Annotated in this window: 22 protein-coding genes and 1 pseudogene; 12 read left to right on the top strand and 11 right to left on the bottom strand. The window is 71.0% G+C overall.

The window, feature by feature from the left end; genetic code table 11:
* Positions 1–40 precede the first annotated feature (40 nt).
* The 3 genes from AQJ54_RS20905 to AQJ54_RS20895 form a co-directional block, all read right to left on the bottom strand.
* Entirely contained in the window at positions 41–433 is a 393-nt protein-coding gene (locus AQJ54_RS20905) for a VOC family protein (RefSeq protein ID WP_062239550.1), read from the bottom strand.
* A 138-nt stretch (positions 434–571) separates the two neighbouring features.
* The gene (locus tag AQJ54_RS20900; protein WP_062239549.1) at positions 572–1,501 is read right to left on the bottom strand and encodes a M56 family metallopeptidase; all 930 of its coding nucleotides are present in this window, start codon (positions 1,499–1,501) and stop codon (positions 572–574) included.
* On the bottom strand, positions 1,498–1,869 hold the full coding sequence (locus AQJ54_RS20895) for a BlaI/MecI/CopY family transcriptional regulator (protein WP_062020008.1): 372 nt from the start codon (positions 1,867–1,869) through the stop codon (positions 1,498–1,500). The genes AQJ54_RS20900 and AQJ54_RS20895 overlap by 4 nt, the downstream gene beginning before the upstream one ends.
* A 125-nt stretch (positions 1,870–1,994) precedes the next feature.
* Here AQJ54_RS20895 and AQJ54_RS20890 point away from each other — a divergent pair, with 125 nt between their 5' ends.
* The 5 genes from AQJ54_RS20890 to AQJ54_RS20870 all read left to right on the top strand — a co-directional run bounded on the left by AQJ54_RS20890 (position 1,995) and on the right by AQJ54_RS20870 (position 6,665).
* Positions 1,995–2,651, top strand: coding sequence for a phosphatase PAP2 family protein (locus AQJ54_RS20890; protein ID WP_062239547.1), 657 nt, complete (start codon positions 1,995–1,997; stop codon positions 2,649–2,651).
* Entirely contained in the window at positions 2,648–3,373 is a 726-nt protein-coding gene (locus AQJ54_RS20885) for a phosphatase PAP2 family protein (RefSeq protein WP_062239544.1), read from the top strand. The genes AQJ54_RS20890 and AQJ54_RS20885 overlap by 4 nt, the downstream gene beginning before the upstream one ends.
* The gene (locus tag AQJ54_RS20880; protein WP_062239541.1) at positions 3,327–3,989 is read left to right on the top strand and encodes a response regulator transcription factor; all 663 of its coding nucleotides are present in this window, start codon (positions 3,327–3,329) and stop codon (positions 3,987–3,989) included. The genes AQJ54_RS20885 and AQJ54_RS20880 overlap by 47 nt, the downstream gene beginning before the upstream one ends.
* Complete coding sequence (locus tag AQJ54_RS20875; protein WP_062239538.1) at positions 3,986–5,434, top strand: sensor histidine kinase; 1,449 nt, start codon at positions 3,986–3,988, stop codon at positions 5,432–5,434. Before AQJ54_RS20880 ends, AQJ54_RS20875 begins: the two co-directional genes overlap by 4 nt.
* 139 nt (positions 5,435–5,573) lie before the next feature.
* Entirely contained in the window at positions 5,574–6,665 is a 1,092-nt protein-coding gene (locus AQJ54_RS20870) for a bile acid:sodium symporter family protein (protein ID WP_079069955.1), read from the top strand.
* Here AQJ54_RS20870 and AQJ54_RS20865 read toward each other — a convergent pair.
* Positions 6,655–7,440: a COG4705 family protein gene (locus AQJ54_RS20865; RefSeq protein WP_062240468.1), complete on the bottom strand. Its 786-nt coding sequence runs from the start codon at positions 7,438–7,440 to the stop codon at positions 6,655–6,657. The genes AQJ54_RS20870 and AQJ54_RS20865 overlap by 11 nt on opposite strands.
* A 117-nt stretch (positions 7,441–7,557) precedes the next feature.
* Between AQJ54_RS20865 and AQJ54_RS20860 the strand changes: the two genes are divergently transcribed.
* Entirely contained in the window at positions 7,558–8,199 is a 642-nt protein-coding gene (locus tag AQJ54_RS20860) for a superoxide dismutase (protein WP_062239535.1), read from the top strand.
* A 45-nt stretch (positions 8,200–8,244) separates the two neighbouring features.
* On the opposite strand, the gene AQJ54_RS20855 is transcribed toward AQJ54_RS20860, so the two are convergent.
* On the bottom strand, positions 8,245–9,213 hold the full coding sequence (locus AQJ54_RS20855) for a helix-turn-helix transcriptional regulator (RefSeq protein ID WP_062239532.1): 969 nt from the start codon (positions 9,211–9,213) through the stop codon (positions 8,245–8,247).
* 107 nt (positions 9,214–9,320) lie between these two features.
* Here AQJ54_RS20855 and AQJ54_RS20850 point away from each other — a divergent pair, with 107 nt between their 5' ends.
* Positions 9,321–9,716 carry a RidA family protein gene (locus AQJ54_RS20850; protein WP_062240467.1) on the top strand — a complete coding sequence of 132 codons (396 nt, stop codon included), beginning with the start codon at positions 9,321–9,323 and terminating at the stop codon, positions 9,714–9,716.
* A gap of 57 nt (positions 9,717–9,773) precedes the next feature.
* Here the strand turns inward: AQJ54_RS20850 and AQJ54_RS20845 are convergent, their stop codons facing one another.
* Both AQJ54_RS20845 and AQJ54_RS20840 read right to left on the bottom strand, forming a co-directional pair.
* Complete coding sequence (locus tag AQJ54_RS20845) at positions 9,774–10,466, bottom strand: IMP cyclohydrolase (protein ID WP_062239529.1); 693 nt, start codon at positions 10,464–10,466, stop codon at positions 9,774–9,776.
* 183 nt (positions 10,467–10,649) lie between these two features.
* Positions 10,650–11,630, bottom strand: a complete 981-nt coding sequence (locus AQJ54_RS20840; protein WP_062239525.1) for a GlxA family transcriptional regulator — start codon at positions 11,628–11,630, stop codon at positions 10,650–10,652.
* A 135-nt stretch (positions 11,631–11,765) separates the two neighbouring features.
* Between AQJ54_RS20840 and AQJ54_RS20835 the strand changes: the two genes are divergently transcribed.
* From AQJ54_RS20835 to AQJ54_RS47400, 5 genes and pseudogenes are all read left to right on the top strand, one after another.
* The gene (locus AQJ54_RS20835) at positions 11,766–12,404 is read left to right on the top strand and encodes an HD domain-containing protein (RefSeq protein ID WP_211278578.1); all 639 of its coding nucleotides are present in this window, start codon (positions 11,766–11,768) and stop codon (positions 12,402–12,404) included.
* Positions 12,405–12,460: 56 nt separating this feature from the next.
* Positions 12,461–13,381: an NADP-dependent oxidoreductase gene (locus AQJ54_RS20830; protein WP_062239522.1), complete on the top strand. Its 921-nt coding sequence runs from the start codon at positions 12,461–12,463 to the stop codon at positions 13,379–13,381.
* A gap of 130 nt (positions 13,382–13,511) precedes the next feature.
* Complete coding sequence (ybiA, locus tag AQJ54_RS20825; RefSeq protein WP_062239519.1) at positions 13,512–13,958, top strand: riboflavin biosynthesis intermediates N-glycosidase; 447 nt, start codon at positions 13,512–13,514, stop codon at positions 13,956–13,958.
* 71 nt (positions 13,959–14,029) lie between these two features.
* Positions 14,030–14,236, top strand: a pseudogene (locus AQJ54_RS47405) (DUF1963 domain-containing protein); the annotation flags it as partial.
* A complete protein-coding gene (locus AQJ54_RS47400) occupies positions 14,225–14,575 on the top strand; it encodes a DUF1963 domain-containing protein (RefSeq protein ID WP_342781971.1) in 351 nt (116 codons plus the stop codon). The pseudogene AQJ54_RS47405 and the gene AQJ54_RS47400, both read left to right, overlap by 12 nt.
* A gap of 10 nt (positions 14,576–14,585) precedes the next feature.
* Here the strand turns inward: AQJ54_RS47400 and AQJ54_RS20815 are convergent, their stop codons facing one another.
* The 4 genes from AQJ54_RS20815 to AQJ54_RS20800 all read right to left on the bottom strand — a co-directional run bounded on the left by AQJ54_RS20815 (position 14,586) and on the right by AQJ54_RS20800 (position 19,603).
* Positions 14,586–16,331: an RICIN domain-containing protein gene (locus AQJ54_RS20815; protein WP_062239514.1), complete on the bottom strand. Its 1,746-nt coding sequence runs from the start codon at positions 16,329–16,331 to the stop codon at positions 14,586–14,588.
* Positions 16,332–16,464: 133 nt separating this feature from the next.
* Complete coding sequence (locus tag AQJ54_RS20810) at positions 16,465–17,286, bottom strand: carbohydrate ABC transporter permease (protein ID WP_062019981.1); 822 nt, start codon at positions 17,284–17,286, stop codon at positions 16,465–16,467.
* Positions 17,283–18,269, bottom strand: a complete 987-nt coding sequence (locus tag AQJ54_RS20805; protein ID WP_062019979.1) for a carbohydrate ABC transporter permease — start codon at positions 18,267–18,269, stop codon at positions 17,283–17,285. Before AQJ54_RS20805 ends, AQJ54_RS20810 begins: the two co-directional genes overlap by 4 nt.
* Positions 18,270–18,349: 80 nt before the next feature.
* A complete protein-coding gene (locus AQJ54_RS20800; protein ID WP_062239511.1) occupies positions 18,350–19,603 on the bottom strand; it encodes a sugar ABC transporter substrate-binding protein in 1,254 nt (417 codons plus the stop codon).
* Positions 19,604–19,660 lie beyond the last annotated feature (57 nt).

The following is a 19,660-nucleotide window of genomic DNA, read 5'->3' as shown; positions in this document are numbered from 1 at the left end:
GCCGTCGAGACCTGAACTCCTGGCCGTCGAGACCTGATTCCTAGGCGTCCGGGTCGGCGCGCACGAAGAGGCAGAACGGGTGGCCCACCGGATCGAACATCACCCGCACATCGTCCTGGGGCTGGAAGTCCGCGGGAGTCGCTCCCAGAGCGAGGGCACGGTCGGCGGCCGACGACAGGTCGTCCACCTCGATGTCCAGATGCATCATCATCTGCTGTCCGGCCGAAGCAGTGGGCCACTGAGGGCGGGTGAAGCGCGGCTCTGTCTGGAACGACAGCCCGGCCGCGCCGTCGTGCGGGGCGATCTCGACCCAGCCGGGTTCCTCCTTCCGCACCGGCCAGCCCAGCAAGTCCCGGTAGAACAGGGCGAGTTCGTGAGCGTCCGGGGCGTCGAGGGTGGTCGCGGCCAGAGTGAAACGCGGCGAGGGCTTCATGCAGTGCTGCTGCCCGGTCCGGCGCCGGAGTCCACACGGCTCAGGCGCCTGTGCTCCGACCGTCGGCCAATGAACCGTGCGGGTGGACCCAGTGGACCCAGAGGACCCATAGGTTCCACCCCTTCGGTCCGCCCGGCCTCAGCCGCCCGTCTCACCCTGGGCGACCTCGATGTCCTCATGGACACGGACCGCCCCCGTGGCCGCCGTCGCGCAGGAGAGTACGGCGCAGGCGGCCAGCAGCGCGGCGATCCACGGCACGGCACGTCGCGCGGGGCGGGCGGGAGCCATGAGAGCGGCCACGCGCTGGGGCACCGGCCCCGTGGTCGCGGCGGGGGTGACCGTCGGCCGGCCGGCCTCCCGGCCGTTCGTGGCCAGTGCCGCGCGGGCGATGGCCCGCGCGGTGAGGCGCCGGTCGCCCACGGTGCCCGCCGCGGCCTCGTCGGCGGCCCGTTCGACGGCGAGCCGGATGGCGTCCCGGACCGGCCGCAGGGCCGGGTGGCAGTGGGCGGTGAGCTCGGCCACCGCCAGGAACCAGTGGTGGCCGCCGCTGTTGTGGGCCCGCTCGTGCGCGAAGAGTGCCTCACGCTCGGAGGCGTCGAGGCTGCGCAGCATGGCGGTGGTGACGACGATGCGGTGCGGGCGCCCGGGGAGCGCGTAGGCGTCGGGACGCGGGGAGTCGATGACGCACAGGTCACCGGCGGCGGGCCGGCGGTCGGCTGCGGCGCGGGCGTTGCGCAGGCCCGCGCTCTGGCGTACGAGGGACAGGCCGAGGGTGAGGGCGGCCAGGGTCAGCAGTCCGGCCGCGAGCGCGGCGAGCGGCAGCAGCACCCGTTCCGATGGGGTGTGCAGCGGGTGGACCAGATCGCCCAGCGCGGCGAAGGCCGGGATCTTGAGCAGACCGGTCAGGGCGAGGGTGCCCAGCGCCGCCACGCTGCCGCCCGCCAGGAGGACGGCCGAGACGGTCAGGGCCCACAGGGCGGCGACCGGGGAACAGCGGGCGGGCACCCGGCGGGCCAGGGCGGGGGCGGCCCAGGGCAGCAGCAACGGGACCAGCAACAGCGTGATCATCGGGGGCCGTCCTCGAGCAGTTGACGCAGGACCTCCTCGTCGTCGGGGCTGAGCCGGTCGACGAAACGGGCCAGGACCGTCGCCCGGTCGCTGTCGCGGTCGAGTTCGCCGTGCATGCGCAGGGCGGTCAGGCCGTGCGGGTCCTCTATGGGTCGGTAGGCGAAGCCGCGCCCCTGGCGCTCCCGTTCGAGGGTTCCCTTCTCGTGCAGCCGGGACAGGATCGTGGTCACCGTCGTGCGGGCCAGGTCGGAGGAGAGTTCCGCCTGGACCTGGGCCGGGGTGAGCGGGGTGCCCGCGGCCCACAGGGCGGCCAGCACGGCCGCCTCCAGTTCACCCGCCGGTCGCCGTTCGTCCCTTGCCTCGGTCATGGGAACCTTCCTCACTCCACGATCGTCTACAGTGACGTAGACCGTCTACAGAATTGTAGTCAGTCGGGGCCGCCGTGTCAGGTGGTCCCGGCCGTCCGGCCGCCCGCAGCGAAGGGAACCACCAGATGACCGCCACCGTAGCCGGGCCGCAGCAGCTCGCGGTGGGCCCCTCGGTAAAGACCCTCGCCCTCGACGGAGCGTCGATCGACGGCTCGGCCTACCGGGACGTGGTCGGCCTGGCCCACCGTTCCCCGGGCTGGCTGGACGCCTTGGTGTCCGTTTGGTCGGCGTACGGACTCGTGCTGTTCGCGGTGTTGACGGTCGCGGGGTGGTGGCGCGCCAGACGGGTGGACGCCGTGGCGGCGGTGACCGCACTGGCCGTACCCCTGACGGTCGTGGCGGCGTACGGTGTCAACTCCGTGATCAAGCTCCTCGTGCACGAGAACCGACCGTGTCGGACCCTCGCGGTGAAGACGCTGGAGTCGTGTCCCGCACCCGGCGACTGGTCGTTCCCCAGCAACCACGCGGCCATCGCCGCCGCCGCGGCCGTGGCGCTCCTCTTCGTCTCCAGAAGGCTGGGCGCGTGGGCGGTGGCCGGCGCGCTCGCGATGGCGGCCTCCCGGGTGTGGGTCGGCGTGCACTACCCGCACGACGTACTGGCCGGGCTGACCGTGGGCGCCGCGGTCGCCTTCGGCCTGATGACGCTCGTACGACGGCGGGCGGGGGCCGTCACCCGCCTCCTCACCGGTACACCGCTGAGCCCGTTGCTCGCCGTCTCATGAAGCGCGGCGACGTCTGCGAACTGGCCGGAAGCGTCGGCGTCGGCGCCTGGGCGGCGTTCACGGTCCTGGCCGTCAACGCCGTCGGTGGCGACGGCGGCCCGCTCTGGGGCGACCGCTCCCTGCTCACCTGGTCCCTCCACCACCGCCCGACCATGCTGTCGGCCCTCGCACGGGGCGTGACCGCCACCGGCACCGGCGCCCTCCCGTATCTCCTCGTCACGCTCGCCGGCGTCCTGGCCGGACGGACCGCGCGGCAACGCCTGACGGCCGCGGCACTCGGTCTCGCCTGCCTCACCGGCGGACAGGCCCTGCGCTACGGCCTGATGGAGGCCCTGCACCGGGCCCGCCCGCCGCGCCTCGACTGGGCCACGGCGGCGAGCGGCTGGTCCTTCCCCTCCGGGCACACCACCACCGCGGCCCTGACGGCGGGACTGCTCGTCATCGCGCTGACCCTGCGTGCCCCGCGCGGCGGCACGGCCCTGCGCACAGCCGTCGGCTGCTGGGGCGCGCTGGTCGGACTGACCCGTGTCTACCTCGGCGTCCACTGGTTCAGCGATGTCGTCGCCGGCTGGCTCTTCGCCGTCGGCTGGCTCGGGCTGTGCCTGTGCGTCGCCGCCCGCCGGCTGCCCGCCGCCTTTCTCGCCCCGCCCGCAGAACCGCGAACCCCGGAGGAGCATGCGCCCCAAGATCCTGGTCGTGGAGGACGATCACGCCCTGCGTGACGTCCTGCGCCGCGCCCTGAACGACGAGGGCTTCACCCCCGTTCTCGCCGCCGACGGAGCCACCGCCCTGCGCCTGGCCGACGTCGACATCGCGGGCGTGATCCTCGACGTGGGGCTGCCCGACGCCGACGGGCGGGACGTGTGCCAGGCCCTGCGCGCGGGCGGATTCCGCGGTCCGGTCATCTTCCTCACGGCCCGCCACCACGTCACCGACCGGCTGTCCGGGTTCTCCGCCGGGGGCGACGACTACCTGCCCAAGCCCTTCCACCTGGCCGAACTCACCGCCCGGTTGCGCGCCGCGCTCAGACGGGCCGGACCCCCGCCGCCTGCCACCGCGGGTGACCTGGTCCTGGATCCGGTGGGCCACCACGCGACCGTCCGCGGGGTGCCCGTCACCCTCTCACCGACGGAGTTCCGGCTCCTGGCCGCGCTCGCCGCGGCGGGCGGCGACCTCGTGCGCCGACGGGACCTGGCCCGGGCCGGCTGGCCGGAAGGCGCGCACGTCAGCGACAACACCCTGGACCAGTACCTCACCCGCCTCCGCCGCAAGCTGCGCGCGGCGGACAGCGAACTGACGATCGGCACCGCACGAGGGATGGGACACCGGCTGTCATGAACCGTGTCCGGCGCGGCCTCACCCCCCGAACCCTGCGCGGCCGACTCTCCCTGACGGCACTCACCGCCGCCGCCCTGCTGATGACGGTCCTCACCGTGGTCTTCAACGCGGTGATGGAACGGCATCTGGGGCAGCAGGCGGACGACGAGCTGCTCAGCCGGGCGGCCGCGGTCGCCACGACCGTCGACACCAGGGGCCCGCGCGTGCGCGTTCTGGAGACCGGCCACGACGAACTCCTCGACGCCAACGTGTGGATCTACGCCGGCGGTCGTCTGCTGGAGGGACCGCCGGCGGGCAGTTCCGCGCCGCAGAGACCACCGTCCGCCGCGCCCGGCAGTTCCGCCCCCGCACCCGGCAATCCCCTCACCGCACCCGGCAATCCCCTCACCGCGGCCGCCGACCGGCTCGCCGCACAGGGCCTGCGGACCTGTTCGACGGTACGAGGGGAGCGGCACCGGTCGGTCCGCCTGTGCTCCGACATCGTCACCGGCGGCCGTACCACCGCCACCGTCGTCACCGCCCTGGACCTTGCCCCGTACCGCGGTTCGGCCGACAGCATGCTGCTCGGCTCCCTCGTCCTGGACGCCCTGATGCTCGCCTGCACCTACGCGCTGACCCACCTCATGGTCGGCCGGGCGCTGCGCCCCGTCCGTGACATGACCGAGCAGGCCACGCGGTGGAGTGCGGTCGGCTCCGCCCAGCGCTTCGGCACCGTACGCCGGCCGGCCGAACTTGCCCGCCTCGGCGCCTCCTTCGACGCCCTGCTGGACCGTATCCGCGCGGTCCTGCGTCACGAGCAGCAGCTGACCGGCGAGCTGTCGCACGAACTGCGCACCCCGCTCGCCCGGATCGTCGCCGAACTCGACTGGTGGTGCGCCCGTCCCCGCTCGACGGCCGAGACCCGGGCCACCCACGAGGTGATCGCCGAGGCGGCCCACTCGATGCGCGCCATCTGCGACACGCTGCTCGACGCCGCCCGCGACACCACACAGAGCCCCGCGACCGCTCCCGGCACCGCCGAGGTCGGCCCGTCACTGCGCCGACTGACCGAACTCCAGGTCACGGCAGGCGGAGTGGAGATCCGCGTCGAGACGCAGGGGGCGCCCCTGACAGCGGGCGTCACCGCCAACATCCTCGAACGGATCGTCAGCCCCCTACTGGCCAACGCTCTCCGCCACGCCGAAAAGACGGTCACGGTACGCGTACGCCCGGCCTCCGGTGCCGTCCGTATCGACGTCGAGGACGACGGCCCGGGCGTACCGAAGACCTTCGCCGCCGACCTCTTCCAGCCCGGCCGCCGTGCCGACCCCGACGACGGCCACGACGGCGCCGGCCTCGGTCTGTCCCTCGCCCGCCGACTGGCCCGCGCGGCCGGGGGAGACGTCGTGCACGACGCCGATCACACACCGGGAGCGCGGTTCACGGTCACGCTGCCGACGGGATGAGCGTGGAGCAGTGACCCCCGGGGGCCTGCGTAGCATCACCCCCCAATCCGACCCCGTCCGCAGCCCATCGACCTGAACGCATCCTGACCACCGCGAGCATGTCCCCGCAGGTCACCTCACACCAGGTCAGCATGCCCTCATGCGCTCCGAGCCCGGCACCGCCCCCCACGCTCACACCGCCCAGACCCCCACCCCCACCTCCGGCCCGTCCATCTGGATGCGCCGCCGTCTCGGCCGTACCGTCGTCGTCTCCTACGCGCTCGCCGCGCTGCTGCCCGGCCCCGGCCTGTGGCTCCGCCGACCTCACACCCTCCCGCTGGGGGACACCGCCCGCATCTCCCTGCACAGCGCACCACTCCTCCTGGCGCTGGTCCTGTTCTCCGCAGGACTCCAGGTCCCCGCGCAGGCCTTGGGCAGACTCCTGCGACACCCGCGGACCCTGCTCGCCGGACTCACCCTCCACCTGGCCGTCCCGCTGCTGGTCGTGCCCGCTCTGGCATTCGTGTTGCACCGGACCCCCGACTCCGACGGCGGCAGCGGCCTGGTCACCGCGATGATCCTGATCGTGGCGATGCCGGTCGCCGCGGGTGCGACGGTCTGGACCGGCAAGGGCGACGGCGACCAGCCGACGATGGTCGGCCTCGTCCTCGCCTCCACCCTCCTCAGCCCCCTCGCCGTGCCCCTGACCGTGAGGGCCCTCGCGCCCCTCGTCGACCAGGAGTACGCCGATCAGCTCGGCCGCGCCGCGAGCACCGCGGGCGGAGCCGTCACCCTGGGGGGAGTGGTCATTCCCTGCGCGGCCGGGGTCCTCTGCCGTCTCGTGCTGCCACCGGCCCCGCTCGCCCGGACACTGGCCGCGGTCGTCCCCACGGCTCTCGCGGGCTCGCTGCTGCTGACCTACGTCAACGCCAGCGGGGCGTTCAGCTCCTTCCTGACCCACCCCCGCCCGCTGCTGCTGGCCGCCGCCCTCGCCGTGGCGACCCTGGTCTGCCTGACGTCCTTCGCCCTGGGCCGTTGCGCCGCCCGGCTGCTGCGCCTGGACACGGACGCCGCCTCGTCCCTCACCCTCGCCTGCGGAATGAGCAACAGCAGCGCGAGCGCGGTTCTGATCTCCACCACGCTGCCCGACAAACCGCACCTGCTCCTGCCGGTCCTCGCCTACGGCCTCTTGCAGAAGACGGCGGCCAACCACGTCGTCGGCGGACGCGCCGCGCGCAGGCTCAGCCGTTGACGCGGACGTCGCGCCGCGACACGGCGAGGTAGGCGACGAACGCGACGATCGCGGCCGTCCACGCGAGCGTGACCGGAGCGAGCCCGAGCCCCAGGCCGCCGCGGGTGTGCCCCACGGCCATCCAGTCGGCGAGCGAGGCACCCAGCGGGCGGGTGATGACGTACGCCGTCCAGAAGGCGGTCACCGCGCTGAGCGTGCCGAAGCGGTGCGCGAGGGCGGGCAGGCAGATGGCGACCGCGAAGAGCACGACCGAACCGAGGTACCCGAACCCGATGCCGGCGGTGAGGTCGCCCGCCGCGGTGCCGAGGGCGAAGGTCGCGAGGACGGCCGCCCAGTAGAACACCTCGCGGCGGCGCGTACGGATGCCGTGGATCGACAGGGTCCCCTCGGAGCGGTACCAGAGGGCGAAGACCGCGGCCAGCACGACGAGGAAGGCCGGCGTCGAGACGACGTACGGCACACCGAGGCCGACATGCAGGACGTCGGCGGCCATCGTGCCGACGACGCTGACCATCACGACGGCCGTCCAGTAGGCCCAGGCAACGTAGCGGCGAAGGGTGAACTGCACGGCGAGGGAGGCGATCAGGGCGAGACCGCCGAGTCCGACCGCGGGCACCGGGCCGAGGGCCTTCGCCAGGAAGTCCGACGCCGTCTCGCCCATGCCGGTGGTCAGCACCTTGATGATCCAGAAGTAGACGGTCACTTCCGGCACCTTGTTCGCCGTCCGGCGCACCGGGTCGAGCGGCCGACGGTCGAGGACGTGCTCTGCGGTCATGATCCGCACGATGGCACCGGTTCCCTGAACACAACCTGAACACGACCGGAGGAGAGGGCTTATTGCTGCTAGTGTGCAGCTGCACATCATTCGCAATTAAGTCGGAGGACGTTGGACATGCCGGTGTACACGCTCCCGGAACTGCCGTACGACTACGCGGCACTCGCCCCGGTCATCAGCCCCGAGATCATCGAGCTGCACCACGACAAGCACCACGCCGCCTACGTCAAGGGCGCCAACGACACCCTGGAGCAGCTCGCCGAAGCGCGCGACAAGGAGTCCTGGGGCTCGATCAACGGACTGGAGAAGAACCTGGCGTTCCACCTCTCCGGCCACATCCTGCACAGCATCTACTGGCACAACATGAGCGGCGACGGCGGCGGCGAGCCCCTGGAGGCCGACGGCGTGGGCGAGTTGGCGGATGCGATCGCCGAATCCTTCGGCTCCTACGCCGGCTTCAAGGCCCAGCTGACCAAGGCCGCGGCGACCACGCAGGGTTCGGGCTGGGGTGTCCTGGCCTACGAGCCCCTCAGCGGACGCCTGGTCGTCGAGCAGGTCTACGACCACCAGGGCAACGTGGGCCAGGGCTCCACGCCGATCCTGGTCTTCGACGCCTGGGAGCACGCGTTCTACCTCCAGTACAAGAACCAGAAGGTCGACTTCATCGAGGCCATGTGGGCGGTCGTCAACTGGCAGGACGTGGCCCGGCGTTACGCGGCGGCGAAGGAACGCGGCGACGGCCTGCTGCTCGCTCCGTGACTGCCCTGCAAGCCGCTTGAACAAACGGATCCGGTGACGGCGGGCTCAGGACTGCGCGTAGCGCCCGACGAGTGTGGCGGCGCGGTCGCGCAGGGCGCAGCGCAGAGACGCCGGGGCCAGCGCTTCCGCGTCCGTGGCGAGCTGCCACAGTGCCCACTCGGCGTGGCGCAGGTCCTGGAACGTCACCTCCAGCCGCACCCAGCCCTCCGTGTCCGATTCGGCTCCGCGGAGGGCCACCACGCTGTTCAGCAGGTCCTCCCGCCGCTCAGCTCTCACCCGTACCAGTACGGCGATGTGGTCGCCGGACAGGAACCGGGCGCAGCGTTCCCGCCAGAGCCGGTCCAGGTCCACCGCGTCGGGTCGCTGTGCCGGTTCGGGCAGTTCCTCGGCGGCCAGGACCCGCGACAACCGGTACGTGCGGTCCGCGCCCGCGCGAAGGGCCAGCAGGTACCCACGGTCGCGCACGGTGACCAGACCGACCGGATCCACCGTGCGCCACCGAGGGGTCTGGTCGGTGGCCGCGTACCGTATGCGCAGCCGGTGTCCGGCCAGTACGGCACGCCGGACCTCGGTCATCGCGGTCGCGGGCACCTCCTCGGTGACGGACGGCCGCGAGAGCAGGTCGGTGTCCGGCTCGACGAGGAACCGCCGGGCCGCGTCGCTCGCGGTGGCCTGATGCGGCTCGGGCAGTGCGTCAACCACCTTGCGCAGAGCCGAAGTCAGCGCGGTACCGAGACCGAACGCCTGCTCGCCGCGCCCCGATGAGGCGGTCGACAGCGCGAGGGCCTCGTCCTGGTTCAGCCCCGTGAGCTCGGTACGAAAACCGGGCAGCAACGCGAACCCGCCGTGCCGGCCGCGTTCGGCGTAGACGGGAACCCCCGCCGCGGACAACGCCTCGATGTCGCGCAGCACGGTACGGGTGGACACCTCGAGCTCGCGGGCCAGTGTGCCCGCGGTCAGCCGACCGCGCTGACGCAGCAACAGCACGAGCGAGACGAGCCGATCGGCACGCATGCGAGAACCCTATGCCCATACATGACGAAGGGTGTCACCTTTCCCTGGCAGGCTCCTCGTGACTTCGAACCCACCATGACGCAGGAGGAGTTGACGTGACGGTGGCACTGAAGCGAACGCCGGTCAATCCGGTGAACTGGTCCGTGGAGATGGGCTTCAACCAGGCAGAACTCGTCTCGGGCCACACCCGGACCCTGTACTGCTCAGGACAGACGGCCATGAACGCCGAGGGCAGGCCCCAGCACGACGGGGACATGGCCGCACAACTGACCCTGACCCTCGACAACCTGGAGGCCGTGCTGAACGCGGCCGCCATGTCCTTCGGGAACCTCGTCCGCCTCAATGTCTACACCACCGACATCGACCGACTGCTCCCGCACTACGGCGTACTGGCATCCCGCATGTCCGCGGCCGGCGTGAAACCGACGACCACGATGCTCGAGGTGACACGGCTGGCGATCCCCGGCCAGATGATCGAACTGGAGGGAACGGCCGTCGCCTGAGTCGGCTTCGCCGCCTTTGGCATGCGCCTGGCACCTCCCTTCCGTACGCGAGGAAGGTCAGTCCCCGACTCGCGCGGCTTGGCGGATGCCGGCGCCAGCGAGGTGTCCGGGTGTGAAAACGGCCGCCGCGATGCGGAGTCGGGGCGGCAGCGCCGACCACAGCTCGTCGAGGAGGGCGTCGGCGTCTTCGGCGGTGGTGCGGGTTTCCGTGAACGGGGCGCCGGTGGCGGGGTGCTGTCCGCTGGAGCGGTACGTCGTCATGAGTACGGCCTCGCCGGGAGGCAACTCGCTGACGTGCAGGGTGAGTCGGTCGGTCGTGGTGCGGCCCCCGGCGCTGCGTCGCGCGGCGCCGAACCACGCCCTTCCGTCTCCGTCCGCGACAACGGTCAGACGCGGGGTGAAGATCGGTGGGTCGGGTTCGTAGTCGAGACCGTCCAGGGCAAGGAGAGGCGTCCGGCCGGCGTCGAGACGGTCGGCGACCGTGGAGACCTGCTCCCCATTGCCGAAGACCAGCCACTGCCGACTCTGACGGGCGGCGACGTAGTGCCGGAGGTGGTCGTGTTCGCGGGTGTCGGAGGCGGCGACGACCAGTGTGTCTTGAGCGGTACGGCGCAGGGTGCGGGCCTGGGAGGCGGGGCTGCGCCCGGTGAGGAAGTACGCGCCGAGCGCGGTTCCGTCCCCTGTGGTGCACCACAGCACGCCGCGGCCGGGGTAGTCGTGGGCGGCCAGTACGTCCGGCAACGAGTCCACTGCGGTCGAGCTCCTTCGCGTGATGACCTCGCGTCGCGAAGCCGGTGGTGCCATCCAAGCGGGTGAAGGAGCACGCGACCCATCCCCGTGAAGTCGGCGCATGGCAAAGAGCAGGTGTGGGCCGTGCGTCATGAGCGGTGACGGGGTGGTGTCCCGCCGCCCTGTCGGCAACGCCCTGTCCTCCTACTGTCGGTCGGTCTCCTCCCGTCGCGTGGTCGCGAACCGGCGCTGATAGCCGGCAGGGGTGAGCGACAGTTCCCGTGAGAACACGCGGCGCAGGCTCTCGTAGCTCGGGAAGCCGGCCATCGCCGCAGCCTGGGTGGCGTTGTACCCCTGGTCGAGCAGTGACTTCGCGATGTCGAAGCGGATCGACTCGACGTACCGGGCCGGTGTGGTGCCCAGCTCCTCCCGGAACAGCCGGGTCAGGTGCCGCGTACTGACGTTGAGCCGTCCGGCGAGCTCGGGCAGCGAGTGGTCGCCGACCGGGTCGGCCATGACGAGGTCGACGATCCTGCGCAGGGCGGGGGAGCGGGGCGGTGGGCCCTGGAGGGGCGCGGAGAACTGTGACTGGCCACCAGGCCGTTGCAGGTAGACCACCAGTGAACGGGCCACCTCCCTGCTGACCTCGGGCCCGTGGTCCTCCTCGACGAGCGCGAGTGCGAGGTCGATGCCCGCGGTGACGCCCGCCGAGGTGTAGACCGTGCCGTCGCGCACATAGATGGCGTCGGGCTCGACACGGGCCTTCGGGTGCCGGGCGGCGAGTTCCGCGGTGATCTTCCAGTGCGTGGTCGCCCGTCTGCCGTCCAGCAGCCCCGTGGCCCCGAGGATGAACGCGCCCGAGCACACGGAGGCGACGCGACCGGCACGGGCCGCCAGATCCCCGGCCGCTTCCGCCAGGTCGCGCGTGACCGCCGTCCGGGGATAGACGTCGCCGCCGGGCACCAGGAACGTGCCGGGGTCCGGCTGAGCGGCGGCGCTGCCGTCGACGGCGACCCGCATGCCGACCGAGGAGGTGACATCGGCGCCCGTCGTCGACACCAGCGCGATCCGGTAGTCGGCGCCGAGCAGATTGGCCTCCCCGAACACGTCGGCGGGCCCGGCGACGTCCAGCAGCTTGACCCCGTCGTAGACGAGGACCGCCACGCGGTGCGGATCAGGGCTCACGGGCCCACCCTGGGATGACCGGATTCGGGTGACTCATGGCCGGACCGAGGCGGCGCCGTCGGCCGCGCGTTCGCCACCGTGGAGGTCGGACGCAAGGTCCACACCCAGCACCTCGCATCGGAAAGCACGAGCATCATGACCGACATCATCGCAGGCGTGGAAATACCCGGGACGTCGGCCGTCGCGGCGGCCACGGAGTTTCTCCGGGAGCGGACCGGCCCCCTGATCTTCCACCACTCCCGGAGGGTATTCCTCTTCGGTTCGCTCCACGCCCGGGCGAGGAATCTCCGGCCCGATCCCGAGTTGCTCTACATCTCGGCGATGTTCCATGACGCGGGCCTCCTGTTCCCGTTCTCCGGCACACCCCAGCGATTCGAACTGGACGGCGCCGACCACGCCCGCTCGTTCCTCCTCGACCGCGGATTCCCCGCGAGCGCCGCCGACCTGGTCTGGAGGGCGATCGCCCTGCACACGACGCCGGGGATTCCGGGCCGGATGGAGCCCGAGGTCGCCGCCACGAACTACGGCGTACTGACCGACGCGGTCGGCTGGGAGCTGAACAGCCTCGAAAGCGGCCGGGCAGAGGAGATCGTCAGCGCTCATCCGCGGGGCGATTTCAAGAAGGAATTCCTCGCGGTGTTCGTCGACGGCCTCAAAGACCGCCCGGACACCACCTACGGGACGGTGAACGCGGATGTCCTGGAACATTTCCTGCCAGGATTTCGCCGTACGTCCATGGTCGAGCGCATTCTCGACTCCCCCTGGCCGCGCTGAAACCGACACGTCCGCCATCCGCACATCTCACTTCACACCAGGAAAGGACCACTCTCGTGCGAGCCATCACTGTCCGGGATCGCAAGGCGGGGACCGACGGGCTGCGCCTTGAGGATCTCCCCCGTCCTCACGCCGCCGAGAACGACGTCGTCCTGCGGGTGCACGCCGCGGGATTCACCCGAGGGGAGCTCGACTGGCCGGCGACCTGGACCGACCGCGCGGGCCGCGACCGTACACCGAGCGTGCCCGGCCACGAGGTCTCGGGGGTGGTGACGGAACTCGGCTACGGAACGACCGGTCTCACCGTCGGCCAGCGGGTCTTCGGACCGACCGACTGGACCCGCGACGGGTCGCTCGCCGAGTACGTGGCCGTGGAGGCCCGCAATCTCGCCCCGCTGCCCGCCGACATCGATCACACGACCGCCGCGGCCCTGCCGATCTCCGGACTGACCGCCTGGCAGGGCCTCTTCGACCACGCCCGTCTCACCGCCGGCCAGACCGTCCTGATCCACGGAGCGGCCGGCGGTGTCGGCTCGATCGCCGTCCAGCTGGCGCACGAGGCTGGAGCCCGTGTGGTCGGCACGGGCCGGGGCGCCGACCGGGACACCGCGCTCGAACTGGGTGCGCACGCGTTCCTCGACCTGGAGACGCAACGGTTGGAGGACGCCGGGCAGGTCGATGCCGTGCTCGACGTCATCGGCGGGGACGTCCTCGATCGCTCGGCCGCCCTTGTGCGCCCCGGCGGCACACTCGTCAGCATCGCCCAGCCACCCACCGTGCGCCCGGACGACGCGAGGGCCGTCTTCTTCGTCGTGGAACCCGACCGCGCCCGCCTCGCCGACCTGGCCCAGCGCCTGCGGGACGGCCGGCTGCGGGTACGGGTCGGCTCGGTGCGTCCCCTGGACGAGGCACCCGACGCCTTCTCCACGCGACAGCGTGTCCCTGGCCGCACGATCATCAGGGTGGCCGAGGACTGACGGTGAGAGGGCACCGGCAGGCACGGAACGGCGGTTCTGCAGGGCCCGCGCGGGCGGTAGGGAAACCGATTGCGGGCGGCCGGAGGGTGTCCGACACTATGCCGGTTTCGACCACTCCCGTGAGGACTGCATGACGATCTACTTCTACGGCGCCGACGAGGTCCCGTACGGATGCTTCTCGAACTTCTCCGCTCACGGCTTCGACCTCGACGGGGTGTGGTGGCCCACGTCGGAGCACTACTTCCAGGCGCAGAAGTTCGCGGGCACCCGCCACGCCGACGCCGTCCGGCGCGCCCGCACGCCACTGCGCGCCGCGGAACTGGGCCGTGACACCTCCAAGCCGCTGCGCAGGGACTGGGAGCGGGTGAAGGACGACGTGATGCGCCGCGGGGTGGCGGCCAAGTTCCGTGCGCACACCGACATCCGCGAGGTTCTGTTGGCCACCGGTGATGAAGAGATCGTCGAGGACACCACCACCGACCACTACTGGGGCCGGGGCAGGTCCGGGAACGGCAAGAACATGCTGGGGAAGATACTGATGCGCACCCGAAGCCGCCTCCGCGACGGGGTTCAGTGAGAAGGATGTCTGCCATGGCCGACGAGCGCATCGTGGCCCTCCTCGGCGGGAGTCCGTAGCTTCCGGCAGGGACGGCCTGGCCCGAGTGGCCCGGGCACGGCCCCCTGTCCTTCGTCGCTTCGGTGCGGTGTGCCGCACTGCCCCGAGAGGGGCTCGCCGAGGAGTTCCCCCGGGACGGAACCCTGCTCTTCTTCTCCTTCGACGGCCAGGCGGACGACGAGGTCTTCGTGTCCCTCGACGATCCGGCGACCCGGGTCGGCGCCCGAGTGCTGTACATCCCAGAGAACACCCCGGTCCTCCCGGCGGAGCCGCCTCCGGTCCTGGAGGCCTGTCCACTCGTGGAACCTCTGGTCGGCCACCAGATCGGTGGTCATGCCGTGCCCGTCCAGGGTCCGGTGGAGTACGAGATCGCGAACGCGACGCATGGCGGCGCGCACGCGTGGGGTGACGAGCCGTTGGACCGGGAAGCCGAACGCTGGGTTCTGCTGGCCCAGTTCGCGGGTGACGCCGACGCGAAGGCGACGTGGGGCGACGAGGTCGTCCTCTACTGGCTCATTCGCCCGGAGGACCTCGCCGCCCACCGCTTCGATCAGGCCCGGCTCATCGTGCAGGGGTGACGGCCCTTGCTCACCGTGCCGTCAGTCGCCACAGATGGTCGGCCGTGCCGTTGTCGTCCCACTGGAGCACCTGTGCGCCGGACGCCGTACTCATCTGGTCGACTCCGAGCAGCCGGCCGCTGTTGTAGTTGGCGATCTTGTAGTAGCCGTCCCGGGCCGGGATCACCTGCCACAGGTGGTCGGGGGTGCCGTTGTCACCCCAGATCAGGGCCGTTCCGCCGGATGCGGTGCTCGCGTTGGTGATGCCGAGCAGCAGGCCGCTCTTCTGGTTGACCAACTTGTAGAGCCCGGAACCGGCTGCCACCAGTGTCCAGTTCTGGTCGGTGCCGGTCGTGGACGTGGCCTGGACGACCGAAGTGCCCTGTGCGGTACCCGCGTTGAGGGTGTCCAGCGCGAGGCCGCTGTTCCTGTTGGTGATCTGGTACCGCCCGGCCAGGGACGTGGACGTGCCGCTCGGCGTGATCACCAGGTGGTAGCCGTCGGAGGCGTTCATCGTCACCGGCACCGTGATCGAGCCGCCCGAGACCGGGTAGTCGGCGTCGGAGATCGTGATCGGGCCCGGAGAAGCCGTCGTACGGCCGGTGTTGGGCGTGTACTCCAGCTTCACGTGGACCGTGCCGCCGAAGGCGGACAGGGACGACAGGCCGTTCACCGTCACCGCGCAGGAGCTGGCGCAGCCGCCCGCGATCACGCTGAGCTGGTTGCCCGAGCCGTTGAGGGAGGCGATGCCGTCGATGCCGGTCTGCGCCGGAGGAGTGGTGAGCACCATGTTCCCCGACATGTCGCCGTACCACTTGTACATCCAGTACGAGCCGTTGGGCGAGGCGCCGGTGTCGGTGAGGGTGTCGCCGAGGGTGCCGTAGTGGTTCCAGAAGGCGAGCTCCGCGTCATGGACGCCCGCCCGCTCGAACTTGGCGACATAGCCGATCAGCGAGCCCGGTACGCCCATCTCGGACGGCTCGGCGTACTCCTCGATGGAGATCGGGCGCGGGCTGATGCCGAGGCTCGACTCCAGCGCGCGGTACGCCGAGACATGCGCGGCGATGTCCTTGCTGCCCTGGAGCTCGTGCCAGGCGATGACGTCGGGGACCGTTCCGCTCGCCTTGGCGTCGGTGAGGAACGTCGACATCCGCGACTGGTTCCACGCCGAGTAACTCGGGCCCTGGATCGGTGTCGTGGCGTCCTTCGCGCGGACCTCCTTGTACGTCCGCGCCCAACCGGCGTCGAAGGCACCCGCGTTGGTGGTGTCCCACGTCCAGTCGGGCTCGTTCCACAGCTCGTAGGCCGCGATGTTCGTGGCGCCGGAGGACTTCACCGAGGCGATCTGCTTGTCCACGGCGGACAGCCAGTCGCTCCAACTGACCCACCGGTACGGAAAGTTCGGGTACCAGTCCGGCATCCGTACGACCACCTTGGCGCCGGCCCGGGCCGCCTTCGGAGCCACGACGAGCGCGTCACCGGCCGGTGAGGGTTCGCCGTTGGGGAGTTGCGAGCCGCCCGGGGCCATCTGCACGAAGGTGTTCGGCTTCAGGGCGTTGGTCAGGCTGTCGCTCGGGGTGCCGGCGTCGGCCAGGCCGTAGAGGCTGCCGGTGGCGACATGGGTGACGGGTCGCAGGGTCTGGTTGGCGTTGACCACCAGGGTGGTGGAGGTGGTGGGGACCGCGGACGCCGGGGAGGCGGTGGCGAGTCCCGCGGCGGCGAACGCCGTGGTGGCGAGGGCGGCCGTGAGGCGCGCCCGTCTGGTGTTGCGGCTCATCGAGGGTTCTCCTGAGGAGAGGGGGAGGGAGAGGACGACCTTCCTGGGGCGGAGCCGGTCCTTGACCGGCCAGCTCGGTCCTTGACCGGTTTGGTCGGTCTTTGACCGGTCGACTCGGTCCTTGACCGGCGGATCAGTCCTTGACCGCGCCCGCGGTGACACCCGCGGCCACGTAACGCTGGGCGAGCACCAGCAGGACCGCCGCCGGGACGGACGCGACGACGGCGGTGGCCATGATCGCGTTCCATTCCTGGTTGTTGTTGCCGATGTACTTGTAGATGCCGAGGGTGATCGGCCTGAGGTCGCCGCCGCTGTCGAGGGTGTTGGCGAAGACGAAGTCGGACCAGGCCCACAGGAAGCTGAAGAGGGAGACCGTGACCAGGGCGTTGCGGCTGACCGGTAGCACGACGGACCAGAAGGTGCGGAAGGTGCCCGCGCCGTCGATGCGGGAGGCGGCGATGAGTTCGCCGGGGATGCCGGACATGAACGCCGTGAAGATCATGACTCCGAACGGCACCGCGATGGTGGAGTCCGCGACGATCAGCCCCCACCAGGAGTTGAGCAGACCGAGGTCCAGGAAGATGCCGTAGAAGCCCATCGCCATGACGATGCCGGGGATCATCTGGGCGACCAGCAGGGCGAGTCCGAGCGCGCCGCCGCCGAACGGGCGGAGTTTGGCCAGCGCGTACCCGGCCGGGGCGGCCAGCAGGAGGGTGAGGGCGACCGTGCCCAGGCCGATGAGGAGGCTGGTGCCGAGGTAGGGCATCTGGTCGTCGAGGACGGCACGGTAGCCCTCGAAGGTGGGGTGCAGCGGCAGCAGGTCCGGCGGGTCCTTGCGCATGTCCTGCTGCGGGGTGAGGGACACGTTGATCATCCAGTACACCGGGAACAGCATCACGGCGGTGAGCAGGAGCCCGATGACGGTGTAACGGCGCTTTCCGGTACGGGACTTCACGCTTCCTGCCTCCTCTGGACGCGGATGTACAGCAGGCCGAAGACGAGCGCGATGAGGATCAGGATGTTGCCGACCGCCGCGCCGGGGCCGAACTTGGGCAGCAGGCTGCCGAACCCCAGCTGGTACGACCAGGTCGCGAGCGTCGAGGAGGAGTCGTCGGGGCCGCCCTTGGTCATGATCCAGATCAGGTCGAACACCTTGAGGGTGTAGACGAGTCCGAGCAGCAGGGTGATCGCCGAGACCGGGCGCAGCAGCGGGAAGGTGATCCGGCGGAACTGCTGCCAGGCGCTCGCCCCGTCCAGGGAGGCGGCCTCGTACAGCTCGGCGGGGATGTTCTGCAGTCCGCTGTAGAGGATGACCAGGTTGAACGGGATGCCGATCCAGATGTTGGCGATCACGACCGAGGTGAGCGCCCAGTCCGGCGAGGTGAGCCAGTCGACGGGGGAGGCGCCGACCAGGTGGAGGGCGTAGTTGATGACGCCGGACTCGCTGTTGAACATCCACGACCAGGTGGACGCGGACACGATCAGGGGGAGCAGCCACGGGATCAGGAACAGGGCCCTGAGGGTGCCGGCCAGCCGGAAGTGCCGGTTGAAGAAGACGGCCAGCGCGAGCCCGAGGACGTACTGGAAGGCGATCGACACGAAGGTGAACAGCATCGTGTGCCGCAGCGCCGGCCCGAACGTCGGGTCGTCGAGGACCGTACGGAAGTTGTCCCAGCCGGAGAACGGCGCGTCACCCGCGACGAACGAGCGGACCGTGTAGTCGCGCAGGCTCAGGTCGAGGTTGCGATAGAGGGGATAGACGTAGAACGCGCCTAGGTAGACGGCCAGCGGTGCGAGGAACGCGAGAGCGGTCAGCCGGCTCCTGAGGCGTCGGCGGCGCCTGAGGGCGCGCGCCTCCGCCTCCTCGGCGGTGCCGGCCGCCCCGGACCTGGCGGCCGGGGACCGCGGGGGGCGGTGGCCGACGCGGGCGGTGGTCATGTGCACTCCTGGATGCGGGCGGGCCTGCCCGGGGCGCCGAGCGCCCTCGGGCGGGCCACTGGGGGAGGGGGAGCCGAGCGTCAGCTGGTGCCCTTGCCCGCGGCCGACTGCGCGGTGTCGAGCGCCTCCTGGGGGCTCTTGGCGCCGGACACCGCGGACTGGACGGCGGTCCACATCGGCTGGGAGATCACCGGGTACTTGGTGCCCAGGCCGCCGCTGGTGCGACCGCGCGCCGAGGCCACCGCGTCGATCCACGGCTTGAGCGCCGGGTCCGCCTTGACCTGCTCAGACTGCACGGCCGCGGTGGGCGCGACGTACGCCAGGGTGGTGTCCGTGGCCAGCAGGTTGGCGGAGTTGGTCAGACAGGTGACGATCTTCTTGCTGACGTCGTAGCGCCCGGTGTCCTTCTGCACCGGGACCGTGACGAACTCGCCGCCGGTCGGCACCGGCGCCGAACCGCCGTTCTGCGCCGGGATGCTGAGGACGCCGTAGCCGAAGCCGGCCTTCTCGGCGTTGCCGAGCTGCCAGGTGCCGTTCTCGCCGAACGCGTACTCGCCGGTGGCGAACTCCTGCCAGCTGGTCGTCTGGGTGTTCTGGAGGACGTCCTTGGGTGCGTAGCCCTCGTCGACCCAGTCCTTCCACAGGGTCAGCGCGGCGACGCCCTTGGCCGAGTTCAGCTTGGTGAGGTCACCGCCGGCACCCCAGAACCACGGCAGGAACTGGAAGCTGCCCTCCTCCGTGTTGATGGCGGAGAAGGTGATCCCCTTCTTCCCGGCGGCCCTGACCTTCTTCAGGGCCGCCGTCAGCGACGCCCAGTCCTTGACGGAGGCCGGATCGACCTTGGCGGCCGACAGCACCTTCTTGTTGTAGTAGAGGGCGAGCGTGTTCGCACCGATCGGGACACCGTACGAGGCACCGTCGATGGTGCCCGCGCCGATGATGTTCTTCTGGATCGACGCCGTGTCCAGCCCGAGGTCGCTCGTCTTGTTGAGGATGCCCGCCTCCACCAGCGTGGAGACCACGGGGTTGTCCACGAGCATCACGTCGGGGGCGTTGCCCTGCTGCGCGGCCAGCAGCGCCTTGTTGCCCAGGTCGGTGGTGTCGTAGGCGGTGCGCTTGACGGTGACCCCGGCATCGGTGCCGCACTTGGCGACCAGCTTGCCCCACGCCGAGGAGGCGTCGAACTGCGGGTACGGGTCCCAGAAGGTGTACGTCCCGCCCGTGCTGCCGGACCCGGAGCCGGCGGAGTCGGACCCTCCGCCGCAGGCCGCGACGGAGGTGAGCGCGCCGAGGGCGGCTATGGCGGTGATCAGGGTGCGTCGGGGCTTTCTCACGGGTGACCTCGTTGTCTTGGCTCGGCGGAGAGGAAGCGCGGGGGGAGGGAGAGGGGC

Source organism: Streptomyces griseorubiginosus (assembly GCF_001514195.1).
GTDB lineage: Bacteria > Actinomycetota > Actinomycetes > Streptomycetales > Streptomycetaceae > Streptomyces > Streptomyces griseorubiginosus.
This window is presented reverse-complemented; position numbering and strand designations above follow the sequence as displayed.